This window comes from Pseudomonas sp. BLCC-B112 (assembly GCF_028550695.1).
GTDB classification, from domain to species: domain Bacteria; phylum Pseudomonadota; class Gammaproteobacteria; order Pseudomonadales; family Pseudomonadaceae; genus Aquipseudomonas; species Aquipseudomonas danubii.
Map to the genome: position 1 here is coordinate 204,210 of NZ_JAQQGK010000003.1, position 13,498 is coordinate 217,707.

Annotated in this window: 15 protein-coding genes; 12 read left to right on the top strand and 3 right to left on the bottom strand. The window is 63.8% G+C overall.

Going from position 1 to position 13,498, the window contains the following annotated elements:
- Positions 1 to 7: 7 nt before the first annotated feature.
- From PQT43_RS09880 to PQT43_RS09925, 10 genes are all read left to right on the top strand, one after another.
- The gene (locus PQT43_RS09880; RefSeq protein WP_170004545.1) at positions 8 to 1,156 is read left to right on the top strand and encodes a muconate cycloisomerase family protein; all 1,149 of its coding nucleotides are present in this window, start codon (positions 8 to 10) and stop codon (positions 1,154 to 1,156) included.
- 10 nt (positions 1,157 to 1,166) lie between these two features.
- Complete coding sequence (gene catC, locus PQT43_RS09885) at positions 1,167 to 1,457, top strand: muconolactone Delta-isomerase (RefSeq protein WP_016966965.1); 291 nt, start codon at positions 1,167 to 1,169, stop codon at positions 1,455 to 1,457.
- 51 nt (positions 1,458 to 1,508) lie between these two features.
- On the top strand, positions 1,509 to 2,438 hold the full coding sequence (catA, locus tag PQT43_RS09890) for a catechol 1,2-dioxygenase (protein ID WP_102881766.1): 930 nt from the start codon (positions 1,509 to 1,511) through the stop codon (positions 2,436 to 2,438).
- A gap of 153 nt (positions 2,439 to 2,591) precedes the next feature.
- Positions 2,592 to 3,548, top strand: coding sequence for an AraC family transcriptional regulator (locus PQT43_RS09895; protein ID WP_272753776.1), 957 nt, complete (start codon positions 2,592 to 2,594; stop codon positions 3,546 to 3,548).
- Between the two features lie 371 nt (positions 3,549 to 3,919).
- The gene (gene benA, locus PQT43_RS09900) at positions 3,920 to 5,284 is read left to right on the top strand and encodes a benzoate 1,2-dioxygenase large subunit (RefSeq protein ID WP_272753777.1); all 1,365 of its coding nucleotides are present in this window, start codon (positions 3,920 to 3,922) and stop codon (positions 5,282 to 5,284) included.
- Positions 5,281 to 5,769: a benzoate 1,2-dioxygenase small subunit gene (gene benB / locus PQT43_RS09905; protein WP_267268578.1), complete on the top strand. Its 489-nt coding sequence runs from the start codon at positions 5,281 to 5,283 to the stop codon at positions 5,767 to 5,769. The genes benA and benB overlap by 4 nt, the downstream gene beginning before the upstream one ends.
- Before the next feature lie 10 nt (positions 5,770 to 5,779).
- On the top strand, positions 5,780 to 6,793 hold the full coding sequence (gene benC, locus PQT43_RS09910; protein WP_272753778.1) for a benzoate 1,2-dioxygenase electron transfer component BenC: 1,014 nt from the start codon (positions 5,780 to 5,782) through the stop codon (positions 6,791 to 6,793).
- 142 nt (positions 6,794 to 6,935) lie between these two features.
- Positions 6,936 to 7,709: a 1,6-dihydroxycyclohexa-2,4-diene-1-carboxylate dehydrogenase gene (locus tag PQT43_RS09915; RefSeq protein ID WP_272753779.1), complete on the top strand. Its 774-nt coding sequence runs from the start codon at positions 6,936 to 6,938 to the stop codon at positions 7,707 to 7,709.
- A 289-nt stretch (positions 7,710 to 7,998) separates the two neighbouring features.
- Positions 7,999 to 8,730, top strand: a complete 732-nt coding sequence (locus PQT43_RS09920; RefSeq protein ID WP_272753780.1) for an alanyl-tRNA editing protein — start codon at positions 7,999 to 8,001, stop codon at positions 8,728 to 8,730.
- Entirely contained in the window at positions 8,731 to 9,666 is a 936-nt protein-coding gene (locus PQT43_RS09925) for a hypothetical protein (protein ID WP_110652816.1), read from the top strand.
- Between the two features lie 66 nt (positions 9,667 to 9,732).
- Here PQT43_RS09925 and PQT43_RS09930 read toward each other — a convergent pair whose 3' ends face one another.
- The 3 genes from PQT43_RS09930 to PQT43_RS09940 all read right to left on the bottom strand — a co-directional run bounded on the left by PQT43_RS09930 (position 9,733) and on the right by PQT43_RS09940 (position 12,504).
- The gene (locus tag PQT43_RS09930) at positions 9,733 to 10,278 is read right to left on the bottom strand and encodes a hypothetical protein (protein WP_253085140.1); all 546 of its coding nucleotides are present in this window, start codon (positions 10,276 to 10,278) and stop codon (positions 9,733 to 9,735) included.
- Positions 10,279 to 10,462: 184 nt separating this feature from the next.
- The gene (locus PQT43_RS09935) at positions 10,463 to 11,845 is read right to left on the bottom strand and encodes an ATP-binding protein (protein ID WP_123394591.1); all 1,383 of its coding nucleotides are present in this window, start codon (positions 11,843 to 11,845) and stop codon (positions 10,463 to 10,465) included.
- Positions 11,842 to 12,504 carry a response regulator gene (locus PQT43_RS09940; protein WP_019092959.1) on the bottom strand — a complete coding sequence of 221 codons (663 nt, stop codon included), beginning with the start codon at positions 12,502 to 12,504 and terminating at the stop codon, positions 11,842 to 11,844. Before PQT43_RS09940 ends, PQT43_RS09935 begins: the two co-directional genes overlap by 4 nt.
- A 172-nt stretch (positions 12,505 to 12,676) precedes the next feature.
- Here PQT43_RS09940 and PQT43_RS09945 point away from each other — a divergent pair, with 172 nt between their 5' ends.
- Positions 12,677 to 12,943 carry a PepSY domain-containing protein gene (locus PQT43_RS09945; protein ID WP_110596106.1) on the top strand — a complete coding sequence of 89 codons (267 nt, stop codon included), beginning with the start codon at positions 12,677 to 12,679 and terminating at the stop codon, positions 12,941 to 12,943.
- Positions 12,943 to 13,488 (top strand): cytochrome b/b6 domain-containing protein, encoded by a 546-nt coding sequence (locus PQT43_RS09950; protein ID WP_267268574.1) that lies wholly within the window; start codon positions 12,943 to 12,945, stop codon positions 13,486 to 13,488. Before PQT43_RS09945 ends, PQT43_RS09950 begins: the two co-directional genes overlap by 1 nt.
- The last annotated feature ends 10 nt before the right edge of the window (positions 13,489 to 13,498 follow it).

The following is a 13,498-nucleotide window of genomic DNA, read 5'->3' on the forward strand; positions in this document are numbered from 1 at the left end:
TATGGACATGCACGCTTTTGCCATTGAATCGATCGAAACGATCATCGTCGATCTGCCGACCATTCGCCCCCACAAGCTGGCCATGCACACCATGCAGAACCAGACCCTGGTGCTGATCCGCCTGCGCTGCGCCGACGGCATCGAAGGCCTGGGGGAATCCACCACCATCGGTGGCCTGGCCTATGGCAACGAAAGCCCGGACAGCATCAAGACCAATATCGACCGCTTCTTCACCCCGCTGCTGATCGGCCAGGACGCCAGCAACATCAACGCCGCCATGCTGCGCCTGGAGCAGAGCATCCGCGGCAACACCTTCGCCAAGTCCGGGATCGAAAGCGCCTTGCTCGACGCCCAGGGCAAGCGCCTCGGCCTGCCGGTCAGCGAACTGCTGGGCGGCCGGGTGCGCGATGCGCTGCCGGTGGCCTGGACCCTGGCCAGCGGCGACACCGCCAAGGACATAGCCGAAGCCGAGAAGATGCTCGACCTGCGCCGCCACCGGATCTTCAAGCTGAAGATCGGCGCCGGTGAAGTGGACCGCGACCTGGCCCACGTGATCGCCATCAAGAAGGCCCTGGGCGATCGCGCCAGCGTACGGGTCGACGTCAACCAGGCCTGGGACGAAGCCGTGGCCCTGCGCGCCTGCCGCATCCTCGGCGGCAACGGCATCGACCTGATCGAGCAACCGATTTCCCGCAACAACCGCGCCGGCATGGTGCGCCTGAATGCCAGCAGCCCGGCGCCGATCATGGCCGACGAATCCATCGAATGCGTGGAAGACGCCTTCAACCTGGCCCGAGAAGGCGCGGCGTCGGTGTTCGCCCTGAAGATCGCCAAGAACGGCGGCCCCCGCGCCACCCTGCGCACCGCGGCGATTGCCGAGGCAGCGGGCATCGGTCTGTACGGCGGCACCATGCTCGAAGGCGGCATCGGCACCCTGGCCTCGGCCCACGCCTTCCTGACCTTGAACAAACTGAGCTGGGACACCGAGCTGTTCGGCCCGCTGCTGCTGACCGAGGACATCCTCGCCGAGGCGCCGGTGTACCGGGATTTCCACCTGCATGTCTCAAGGGCACCGGGCCTTGGCCTGAGCCTGGACGAAGAGCGCCTGGCGTTCTTCCGTCGCGACAAAACCACCCCCGTGCTGCATCACACCTGAGGAGGGCTGCATGCTATTCCACGTGAAAATGACCGTGAACCTGCCGGTCGACATGAACCCCGAGCGCGCCGCGCAACTGAAAGCCGAGGAAAAAGCCCTGGCCCAGCGCCTGCAGGCCGAAGGCAAGTGGCGTCACCTGTGGCGCATCGCCGGGCTGTACGCCAACTACAGCGTGTTCGACGTCGACAGCGTGCAGGAACTGCACGACACCCTGATGCAATTGCCGCTGTACCCGTACATGGCCATCGAAGTTAACGCCCTGTGCAGGCATCCTTCGTCCATTCATGAGGATGACCGCTGAGTTCGCATCAGCCTGTTCACCACTCTAATAAATACAAGATGAGGATTAATCATGAACGTCAGAATTTCCCAGACTGCCAGCGCCCAACGCTTTCTTGAAGAAGCCAGCGGCCAGTTCACCGAAGGCGGCAACCCTCGGGCCAAGGCCATCGTCTACCGCATCCTGCGGGACACCGTGAACATCATCGAAGACCTGAACGTCACCCCGGAAGAATTCTGGAAAGCCGTCAACTACCTCAACGTCCTCGGCGCCCGCCAGGAAGCCGGCCTGCTGGCCGCGGGCCTGGGCCTGGAGCACTACCTGGACCTGCTGATGGACGCCGCCGACGAACAGGCCGGCAAGACCGGCGGCACCCCGCGCACCATCGAAGGCCCGCTGTACGTGGCCGGCGCGCCCCTGAGCCAGGGCGAAGCGCGCCTGGACGACGGCCTCGACCCGGGTGTGGTGCTGTTCATGCAAGGGCAAGTGACCAACACGGCCGGCGAACCCCTGGCTGGCGCCATTGTCGACGTCTGGCACGCCAACACCGGTGGCACCTATTCCTACTTCGACGGCAGTCAGTCGGAGTTCAACCTGCGCCGGCGCATCGTCACCGACGCCGAGGGCCGCTACCGTTTTCGCAGCATCGTGCCGTCCGGCTACGGCTGCCCGCCAGAAGGCCCGACTCAGCAACTGCTGGATCAACTGGGGCGACACGGCCAGCGCCCGGCGCACATCCACTTCTTCATCTCGGCTGATGACCATCGCCACCTGACCACCCAGATCAACCTGGACGGCGACCCGTACCTGCACGACGACTTCGCTTACGCCACCCGCGACGAACTGATCGCCAAGATCACCTTCAGCGAAGACCAGGCCCGGGCCAAGGAACTGGGCGTGAGTGGCCGCTTCGCGGAAATTCACTTCGACTTCACCCTGCAGTCTTCGGCCCAGCCGCAAGAGCAGCAGCGCCACGAACGGGTGCGTGCCCTGGAGGCCTGACCCCAGCACGGCAAGACCGAGCCACGGACGCCTTGTGCGGCCCGTGGCTTTTGTCGTTGTCGGCCTGGGCTTTTTGACCTTGCGTGATTGCCTGCCTGCGCGGCCTGCCACCGCGCGGTGCAGCCCAACAAGAACAATCAGAGTGACCCGATTATGCAAATGCATCTGTTGAGTGAACGCAGCCGCGTGTTTGTTCAAGCCGATCCCCATGCCGTGTCCGGTTACGTCAATCAGCACGTGGGCAGCCACTGCATCCGCCTGCCGCGTGCCGGCCAGCCCCAGGCCAGCCTGCAGCACCGGGCCCTGGCCAGCCTGGATTTGTGCAGCATCAGCTACGGCGGCAGCGTGCGCGTCACCTCGCCGGCCCTGGAAAGCATCTACCACCTGCAAGTGCTGCTGCGGGGTCACTGCCTGTGGCGCGGCCGGGGCCAGGAACACTACTTCACCCCGGGGGAACTGCTGCTGATCAACCCCGACGACCCGGTGGACCTGACCTATTCCGACGACTGCGAAAAATTCATCATCAAGATTCCCACCCGCCTGCTGGAAACTGCCTGCCAGGAACAGCGCTGGCAGTACCCGGGGCAGGGCGTGCGCTTTCTGCGCCAGCGCTATCAACTGCAGGAACTGGAAGGCTTCATCCCCTTGCTCGGCCTGCTATGCCAGGAAGCCGAAGCCCTGGAGACCATGCCCAAGGTCCAGGAGCACTATGCGCACATCCTGGTGGGCAAACTGCTGGGGCTGATGCAGACCAACGTGCAGCGCGGTGCCTTGGGCGCCTCGGCGGCGACCTTCGAACGGATTGCCGACTACATCGAACGCAACCTCAAGCACGACATCGGCTGCGAAGAACTGGCGCAACAGGCGCGCATGAGCCTGCGCTCGCTGTACGCGCTGTTCGAACGCAACGCCCGCACCACGCCGAAGAACTACATCCGCCAGCAGAAACTGCAACGGGTGCACGCCTGCCTCAGCGACCCGCAAAGCCCGGTGCGTAACGTCACCGAACTGGCCCTGGATTTCGGCTTCCTGCACCTTGGGCGTTTTGCCCAAAGCTACCGCCAGCAATACGGCGAACTGCCCTCCGACACCCTCAAGCGTCGCCACTGACCGGCCCGCCCCGCTATGGGCATCCGTTCCGACCTGTGCCTGGCGATCACCCGGCAGACCTTCGGCGTCCTCGGGATCCCCGCGTCTCCTGCGGAGCCGTTCGCAGCCTGCGGCAGCGGCTACACGCCCCTGTAACCGCTGCCGAGCCTGCGAGGCTGCGAAAAGGTCCGCAGGACCTTGCCTGGCGATCGCCAGCCGGACTTCCAGCGGCCTTGAGATCCTTGCGTCCCTTCGGGCCGTTCGCAGCCTGCGGCAGCGGCTACAGAGCAATCTGCAGAAAACGGATACAGGTCTGCACGCATTGGCTATTGCCCGTTCCAAGCCCGCCCTAGCATGGCCCTGCCTGAATAAAAACAATGGAGGCGGCGGCCATGTCCCTGCGACCCGAATACCTGCATTCCCTGCTTGAAGAAGACCCCGACCAGGGCGTCTACCGCTGCAAGCGGGAGATGTTCACCGACCCCCGGCTGTTCGATCTGGAGATGCAGCACATCTTCGAAGGCAACTGGCTGTACCTGGCCCACGACAGCCAGATCCCCAATCCCAACGACTACTACAGCACCACCATGGGCCGGCAATCGATCTTCATTGCCCGCAACAAGAACGGTGAACTCAACGCCTTCATCAACGCCTGCAGCCATCGCGGCGCCATGCTCTGCCGGCACAAGACTGGCAACAAGGCGTCCTTCACCTGCCCGTTCCACGGCTGGACCTTCAACAACACCGGCAAGCTGCTCAAGGTCAAGGACCCGGCCGCCGCCGGCTACCCGGCCAGCTTCAACTGCGAAGGCTCCCACGACCTGACCCGCGTCGCGCGCTTCGAGTCCTATCGCGGCTTTCTGTTCGGCAGCCTCAACCCCGACGTGTTGCCCCTGGTGGAGCACCTGGGGGAGTCGGCGAAGATCATCGACATGATCGTCGACCAGTCCGCCGACGGCCTGGAAGTGCTGCGCGGCTCCTCCAGCTACATCTACGAAGGCAACTGGAAGCTCACCGCCGAGAACGGCGCCGACGGCTACCACGTCAGCTCGGTGCACTGGAACTACGCCGCCACCCAGAACCAGCGCAAGCAGCGCGAAGCCGGGGAAGACATCCGCACCATGAGCGCCGGCACCTGGGCCAAGCAGGGCGGCGGTTTCTACTCCTTCGACAAGGGCCACATGCTGCTCTGGACCCGCTGGTCCAACCCCGAGGACCGGCCGCTGTACGAACGCCGCGACGAGCTGGCCCGGGACTTCGGCCAGGCCCGGGCCGACTGGATGATCGAGAACTCGCGCAACCTGTGCCTGTATCCGAACCTCTACCTGATGGACCAGTTCAGCTCGCAGATCCGCATCGCCCGGCCGATCTCCGTGGACCGCACCGAAATCACCATCTATTGCATCGCGCCCAAGGGCGAGAGCGACGAAGCCCGGGCCCGGCGCATCCGCCAGTACGAGGACTTCTTCAACGTCAGCGGCATGGCCACCCCGGACGACCTGGAGGAATTCCGCTCCTGCCAACTCGGCTACCAGGGCAGCAGCACGGCCTGGAACGACATGTCCCGTGGCGCCGAGCATTGGGTCCAGGGCGCGGACGACGCAGCGAAAGAAATCGACCTGCAGCCGATTCTCAGCGGCGTGCGCACCGAGGACGAAGGCCTGTTCGTGATGCAGCACAAGTACTGGCAGCAGACCCTGCTCGCGGCCCTGGAGCGTGAAGCCTCACGGCAGATCGATGTGGAGGCCGTGCAATGAATATTTCCTACGATGCCGTGCGCGATTTCCTGTACCGCGAAGCCCGCTACCTGGACGACAAGGACTGGGACAGCTGGCTGGAGCTCTACGCCCCGGACGCCACCTTCTGGATGCCCTCCTGGGATGACAGCGACCAGTTGACCGAAGACCCGCAGCGGGAAATCTCGCTGATCTGGTACGGCAACCGCAGCGGCCTGGAAGACCGGGTGTTCCGCATCAAGACCGAGCGCTCCAGCGCCAGCATTCCCGACACCCGCACCTCCCACAACCTAAGCAATATCGAGCTGCTGGAGCAGGGCGACGGCCTGTGCAAGCTGCGCTTCAACTGGCACACCCTGAGCTTTCGCTACAAGACCGTGGACAGCTACTTCGGCTGCAGCTTCTACACCCTGGATGTGCGCGGCGAAAACCCGCTGATCCTGGCCAAGAAAGTCATCCTGAAGAACGACTACGTTCGCCAGGTCGTCGATATCTACCACCTCTGAGGCGACTGCCATGAGTCATCAAATCGCACTCAATTTCGAAGACGGCGTCACCCGTTTCGTCAACGCCAACCCGGGCGAAACCGTGGCCGACGCCGCCTACCGCCAGGGCATCAACATCCCCCTGGACTGCCGCGACGGCGCCTGCGGTACCTGCAAATGTTTTGCCGAGGCGGGGCGCTACGAGCTGGGCGAGGACTACATCGAAGACGCTCTGAGCGCCGACGAGGTCGAGCAGGGTTTTGTCCTCACCTGCCAGATGCGCGCCCTCGGTGATTGCGTGGTGCGGGTGCCGGCTTCGTCCCAGGTCTGCCGCGCCGGGCAGGCCATCTTTCAGGCCAACATCAGCGCGGTGCGCCAGCTGTCCGACAGCACCATTGCCCTGTCGATCAAGGGTGAAGCCCTGAGCCAGCTGGCGTTCCTGCCGGGGCAATACGTCAACCTCGGGGTGCCCGGCAGCGAACAAACCCGGGCCTATTCCTTTAGCTCGCTGCAGCGCGACGGCGAGGTCAGCTTCCTGATCCGCAATGTGCCCGGCGGCCTGATGAGCAGCTTCCTCACCGGTCTCGCCAAAGCCGGTGACAGCATGACCCTGGCCGGGCCCCTGGGCAGCTTCTACCTGCGGGATATTCGCCGGCCCTTGCTGTTGCTGGCCGGCGGCACCGGGCTGGCGCCTTTCACCGCCATGCTGGAGAAGATTGCCGAGCAGGGCAGCGAGCATCCGCTGCACCTGATCTATGGCGTGACCAACGATTTCGACCTGGTGGAACTGGAGCACCTGGAAGATTTTGCCGCGCGCATCCCCCTCTTCAGCTTCAGCGCTTGCGTGGCCAACCCTGAAAGCCACTACCCGCGCAAGGGCTACGTGACCCAACACATCGAACCGGCGCACCTCAACCAGGGCGATGTGGACGTCTACCTGTGCGGACCGCCGCCGATGGTCGAGGCGGTGAGCCAGTTCATCCGCGAGCAGGGCATCGCCCCGGCGAATTTCTACTACGAGAAATTTGCCGCCAGCGCCGCCTGAAGGGCACTTCCCCGCTGTAGGAGCTGGCTTGCCAGCGAAGGCGTCCAACAGGGCGCTGCAAGGCCCAAGGGTCCCTTCGCCGGCAAGCCGGCTCCTACGTCGGGTGGTGTTCTCCCTATCTTTTTGCGTTCACGAGGTTTCCATGAACCGTTTCCACAACCAAGTCGCCCTGGTCACCGGCGCCGCCCAAGGCATCGGCCGTCGCGTTGCCGAGCGCCTGGCCGAAGAGGGCGCCCGCGTGGTGCTGGTGGACCGCTCCGAGCTGGTCTTCGAACTGGCTGCCGAACTCAGCCCCCGCTACCCAATCCTGGCCCTGACCGCCGACCTGGAGCAGTACAGCGAATGCAGCCGGATCATGGCCGCGGCCATTGCCCATTTCGGCCGCCTCGATGTGCTGGTCAACAACGTCGGCGGCACCATCTGGGCCAAGCCCTTCGAACACTACGAGCCCGCGCAGATCGAAGCCGAAGTCCGTCGCTCATTGTTCCCCACCCTGTGGTGCTGCCACGCCGCCTTGCCGCAGATGCTGGAGCAGGGCAGCGGGGCCATCGTCAACGTCTCGTCCATCGCCACCCGCAGCCTCAATCGCGTGCCGTACGGTGCGGCCAAGGGTGGGATCAACGCACTCACCGCCTGCCTGGCCTTCGAAACCGCCGGTCGTGGCGTGCGGGTCAACGCCACCGCCCCGGGCGGCACCGAAGCCCCGCCGCGGCGCATTCCGCGCAACGGCGCTGAACAAAGCCCCGAGGAGCAAGTCTGGTACCAGCAGATCGTCGATCAGACCCTCGACAGCAGCCTGATGAAACGCTACGGCAATGTCGACGAACAAGCCGCAGCCATCCTGTTTCTGGCCTCCGCCGAAGCCTCCTACATCACCGGCACAGTGTTGCCGGTGGGCGGCGGCGACCAGGGCTGAGGAGCAACCTCCTGCTGAATGAGCGACCTGTAGGAGCCGGCTTGCCGACGAATGCGTCCGCGAGATCGCTTTCGCCGGCAAGCCGGCTCTTACGGTAATTGCGTATTGGGTTGGCTTGCGCACGAGAGGTAGGTTGGGGATTGTGTGTGTCGGAAATTAATCCTGGGGATTTATTATTAATCCAAGGGTTGAATATTTGTCGGCAGATGGTTCTTAATGCGCCACACAGGCAACGGCTATTCATGGGAATCCCCGGCCGGCCGTGAATGCTCAAGGACGCGAGGCATACATGAACCCAACCCTTCCTTTGTTTCACCAGCAACCCTACCTGCAAACCGTGCAATGCCAGATCCACCGGCTTGAACGGGACGATTCGGGTGCGCCCTTCGCTCTATTGAGCGAGACGGTGTTCTATCCCCAGGGCGGTGGCCAACTGGGGGATCGGGGGCTGCTGACCCTCAGCGACCCCGGGGCCGGTGATGAGCCGCAGGTGATCGAGATCACCACCACCAAAAGGAAGGACGACGAGATCAGGCATTACCTGAAGCTGGATGACGCCAGGTTCGGGCAGTTGCAATCACTCGTGCCGGGGCAGAGGGTGACGGCGACCCTGGATTGGTCCCTGCGCTATCAGCAGATGCGCATTCATTCGGCCATGCACCTGATGCACTGCCTGCTGGAGCAGACGCTGGGGCGCTCGATTCCACACCCGGTCCGCTCGCCGTTGAATGACCAGGGCGGGGAAAACCACTATGAGTTCATGGGCGAGTTCGATGAGCAGAACCTGGAGTGCGCCACGCAAGGGTTGAATCGCTTTTGCGCGGCCGGTCATGCCGTCGGAACCCAGGCCGATACCGGCAAAGGTCCAGGCTATCGCTGGTGGCAATGCGGCGAATGGTCAATCCCCTGTGGCGACGTGCATGTCGGCAATACGCGAGAGATAGGGGCCGTCACTGCCAGCATGAAAATCAGGAAAAACACCACCCGGGTTGCTGTCTCGTTCGCGGTAGAGGCTGAATAAATGTCGGAGAACCAGCAGGCCTTTGGCGCGTTTCTCACCCAGTTGCGCCTCGAAAGCGGCCACCTGAAGATTTCAACTTTTCTGGAAACCGTGAACATTCCGTTTTCCGCCAACCACTACCGGGACGTCGAGGCAGGGCGCAAGCACCTGAGCCTTGAGTCAGCCGTCGAACTGCATGACCAGCTGGGTATCGTCCCCGCCAGCAAGTCGAGCTTCGATTACTACTGGCATTACTTTCGTGACTTGTTGCCGGCCCCCGTGCACGAAATGCTGTTTGGCAAAGGGGTGGAGGTCAAGGATCTTTCCGCCATGCTCGAGGTGCGCGAGCACGACTCCAAGCTACTGCGCCGCGCCTTGAGCCTGAGCCGCTACGAACGTGAGTTCATCGTCACCGAAGAGATCATTGCAGCCTTCAAGGAACACTTCGAACTGCTGCCGTTGATGACCTATCTGTACATGGTGGACAGCGCCTCGGTGGCCGAAATCCAGGCGGTGTGCCAGCAGCTCGGCCTGGCCTACGACGCGCGCACCGAAGCCTTCCTGAGCCTTGTGGCCAAGGAGCGCAGCACCCCGCAGTCACCCTTCGTGCGCCATGCCCCCACCTTGAGAATGCCCAGAACCGCAGAAGCCCTGGCGCTCAAGGACCGGTTCCTGCGTCACGAGATCGACCGATCGTTGACCAAGCCCGAGCAAAGCGAATATTTCAATGTGTCCGGATCATTCAAGTACAGCGCGATGGTTACGCTCAAAGCGGCGGAAATCGAAGAGATCCAGGACCGTCTTGTCGATCTGTTTTCAGTGATCGAAGTGCACAACAAATCTTCCGGACAGCTGGAAGACCCAGGGGCTGATCCCTACTTCTTCGGGCTGGTGGTGTCGGGCCGCCCGGAATATGACGGGCGCGCGGGGCGATCGAAGAAAAAGAGCCGGGGATGAAGCGGACTAAGGCCGCTGCCACCCATGGCCACAGCCGAGCACTGGGTGGAGACGGCCCAAGCGGCGCTATGACCTGTTCTGGGGAATGGCATAGGGCAGGGTGATGGGCGGCGCGTCCTGCAAAGGCCGCGAAGACTTCGCCATCAGATAACCGATGATCTGCGCCGAGCTGAGCTCGATATGCAACAGGTCTTCATCGTCAAACCACGCGTTGGGCCAGAAGATCAGGTCCGAGGCATTGGCCTCGGGGAAGTTGGTTTCCAGCAGGCCCAGAGCGTAGTCCGTATCAGACTCCGTGCCTTCGCACTGGCAGATGAAATCCGCCACGGCGCACGCTTCGTCGAAGCTCAGGTCGTCAACGTAGCGCTCTTGATGAAAGGCCGTGCGCAAAAAGTTCGCCGCGCTGGTATGGCTGTGCATGTCACGAAATTCGTGGAACTCGAAAGGTCGGCCGGCGTGGCTGTTCCATTGCTGGATCAGCGCACTGATCTCGGGGCTTTCCCGTTCCTGATTGTCCCAGATCCGGTCGAGGATCTGCTTGAGCAAGTCCTTCATCAACGCCCGTATTTTCGGCGTCGCGGGTGTTGGTTTCAGCCGTTCCGGCATGGCCATGGGTATCTCCTTAATTGTCATTTCATACGGCTGGTGGAGGGGCGCGCGAGATCGCCTTCGCCGGCAAGCCGGCTCCTACGGGGGATAGTGCGTGCTTGTGTAGGAGCTGGCTTGCCAGCGAAGACGCCCGCCAGACCACCCCCATTCCCGAGCGGCGCACAGGATAGGCCCTTCGCGCCGCTGACTAAAGCGCTGGCCCCAGCAACAACAACGCACACAACCCGCCCTCAGGCCGATTGCGCAGCTCCAGACGGCCACCGATCTTGCTGACGATCATCTGCACAATCGCCAGCCCCAGCCCGGCGCCATGGGCATTGCCCTGGCTGTAGAAGCGCTCCAGCAAACGCCCGCGTTCCTCCTCGTTGATGCCGGGCCCGGCATCTTCCACGCACAGGTGCATCGCGCCATCGGCCTGGGGCCGCAGGCCGACCCGCACTTCGCTGCCCGCGGGGGCAAAGTTCAGGGCGTTGGTCACCAGGTTCTGCAGGGCAATGGCCAAAGCCACCGGGTCGGTGTCGATCAGGCAGCCTTCGTCGCCTTCCAGCACCAGTTCAACATCCTTCTCCAGGGCCAAAGGCGTCAGCTCCGCCAGCTCTTCGCGCACCAGGGCGCTGAGGTCGATGCGGCTCAGGCGCGGGTTGCTCAACTGCGGCTCGATGCGCGCCATAGTCAGCAGCTGACTGCCGATGCGGGTGGCGCGGTCGACGCCGCTCAGCAAAAAGTCCAGGGCTTCCTGGCGTTGCTCCGGGCTGCCGGCGCTCTGGGCGTTCTGCGCGTGAATCCGCAGGATCGCCAGGGGCGTGCGCAGTTCATGGGCGGCGTCGGCGATAAAGCGCCGCTCGCGCTCCAGCAGGCTGTCGATCTGCGCCAACAACTGGTTGAGGGCGGTCTGCATCGGCTCCAGGTCCTGGGGCAGCGGCTTGAGGCCCAGGGGTTGCAGGGTGTCGCTGCTGCGCCCGCGAATGGCCCGGGCCATGGCCCGCAGTGGCGCCAGGCCCCAGCCGATGGTCAGCCAGATCAGCAGCGCCAGCAGCGGCACGCCGATCAGGGTCGGCCACAGGGTATGGCGCACGATGCGCTGGATCAGGTCCTGGCGGATGTCATCGCGCTCGCCAACCCAGATCAGCAAGCCCTGTTGCGGGTCGGCCAGCAGAAAGGCGCACCAGTCCTTACCGTTTTCCAGAATGTCGTGGGCGCCCAGGGTGGTGGGCGGTGCCTCCAGCAGCGGGGCCTCGGCGGAGCGCATCAGCAACTGGCCGTCGTCGCGCCAGACCTGGAAGGTCAGGCGGGTTTCATAGGGATGGGCCGCGCCGTCCACGCCGACCCGGCTCATGGCCTGGTCGAAGGCCTGGTGCAGGCGCTCCCAGTCCGCCGCGTCCGGCTTTTGAGCCGGGTCGCGCTGGCGCAGCACCCCTTGCAACAGCCGCGCGCTCTGGGCCAGCTGGGCGTCGTAGACCTCTTCGATCTCATGGTGGCTGTCGCGCAGCACCAGCCAGCTGATCAGCAAATCTCCCAGCAACACCAGGACCAGGACCGGCAGCAGAATCCGCGTGCGCACCGAGTTCATGGCTTGAGCGCCAGCACGTAACCGACGCCGCGCACGGTGCGGATCAGCTCGCTGCAGAGCTTCTTGCGCAGGTTGTGGATCAGCACTTCCAGGGTGTTGCTCTCGACCCGGTCCTGCCAGCCGTACAGCGCCCGGGACAGGCGCTCACGGGTCACCACTTTGCCCGGGCGTACCATCAGCTGGTGCAGCAACTGGTATTCCATGGGCGTCAGCACCACTTCGTTGTCTTGGTAGTGCACCTGCTGGTTGGCCGGGTCGAGGCGGATGCCGGCGTGTTCCAGCAGCGGCTGGGCACGGCCCTGGCTGCGGCGCAGCAGGGCGCGGACCCGGGCCTTGAATTCCTCGACGTCGAAGGGCTTGACCAGATAGTCGTCGGCCCCGGCATCCAGCCCGGCGATGCGCTCGGCGGTGCCGTCGCGGGCGGTGAGGATCAGCACCGGCAGGTCCTGCTGGGCGGCGCGCAATTGCTGCAACAATTCCAGGCCGTCGAGCCGCGGCAGGCCCAGGTCCAACAGCAACAGGTCGAAGCTTTCCGTGCGCAGGGCGTGCAGGGCGCTGGCGCCGTCCTGCAGCCAGTCCAGGGTGTAGCCTTCGGCGCTCAGCGCCACGCGGATGCCCTGGCCGAGGGCACGATCATCTTCGACAAGCAGCAGGCGCATGGGGCGGTTCTCGGTAGGGCGAGGGGGCAGGGAAGGGGCGCATGATGACGCCGGCCAGGGTCCGTCGGCAGGGGTTTTTAGCGGGGAAAATGTTACCGCGCGTTGCCAACTAAGCTTTCACTAAGCTTGGTTTTGCACAGTGCAATCTCCCCCATTACCGGAGCGTTTCTCTATGCGCAAAGTCCTGCTGCTGTCCCTGGTTCTCGCCAGCCCCCTGGCCATCGCCGGCCCGCAATGCACCACCGCCGAACGTTCGCAATGGCAAGACCCGCAAGCCTTCCAGGACCAGCTCAAGGCCCAGGGCTATCAGATCAACAAGTTCAAGGTCACTGACGGCAACTGCTACGAGATCTACGGCTTCGACAAGGACCAGCGCAAGGTCGAGATCTACCACGACCCGGTCACCGGCAAGGCGGTGAAGACCGAGATCAAAGGCTGATGCCGCACGCTTCCCTGCGGCTGTGGGACCCGCTGGTGCGACTGTTTCACCTGTCCATCGCCGGGGTCTTTATCGGCAACTACTTCTTCAATGAAGCCGGTGACGACTGGCATGTCTGGCTCGGCTACTACGCCATGGCCTGGCTGCTGCTGCGCACGCTGTGGGGATTTGTCGGGCCGCGCAGTGCGCGCTGGTCCGACTTCTGGCCGACCCGGGCCCGGCTGGCGCGGCATCTACGCTCGCTGCGGGCCGGGCGCCCCGAGCATCGCCTGGGGCATTCACCCCTCGGTGCCTTAGTGATGCTGCTGATGCTGCTGGCCCTGTTGCTGATCGGCATCAGCGGTTTCCTGATGGAAGAGGTCGATGCCCTGTGGGGCGCCGACTGGCCGCTGCAGGTGCACGAAACCAGCGCCGATGTGCTGCTGGGCCTGGTGCTGCTGCATGTGTGCGCGGCGATTTTTGAAAGCTTCCAAGTGCGCGACAACTTGCCGTTGTCGATGCTCACCGGCCGCCGCCGACCCTTGCCGGACAGTGATCGGCACTAATGTTTTTTCC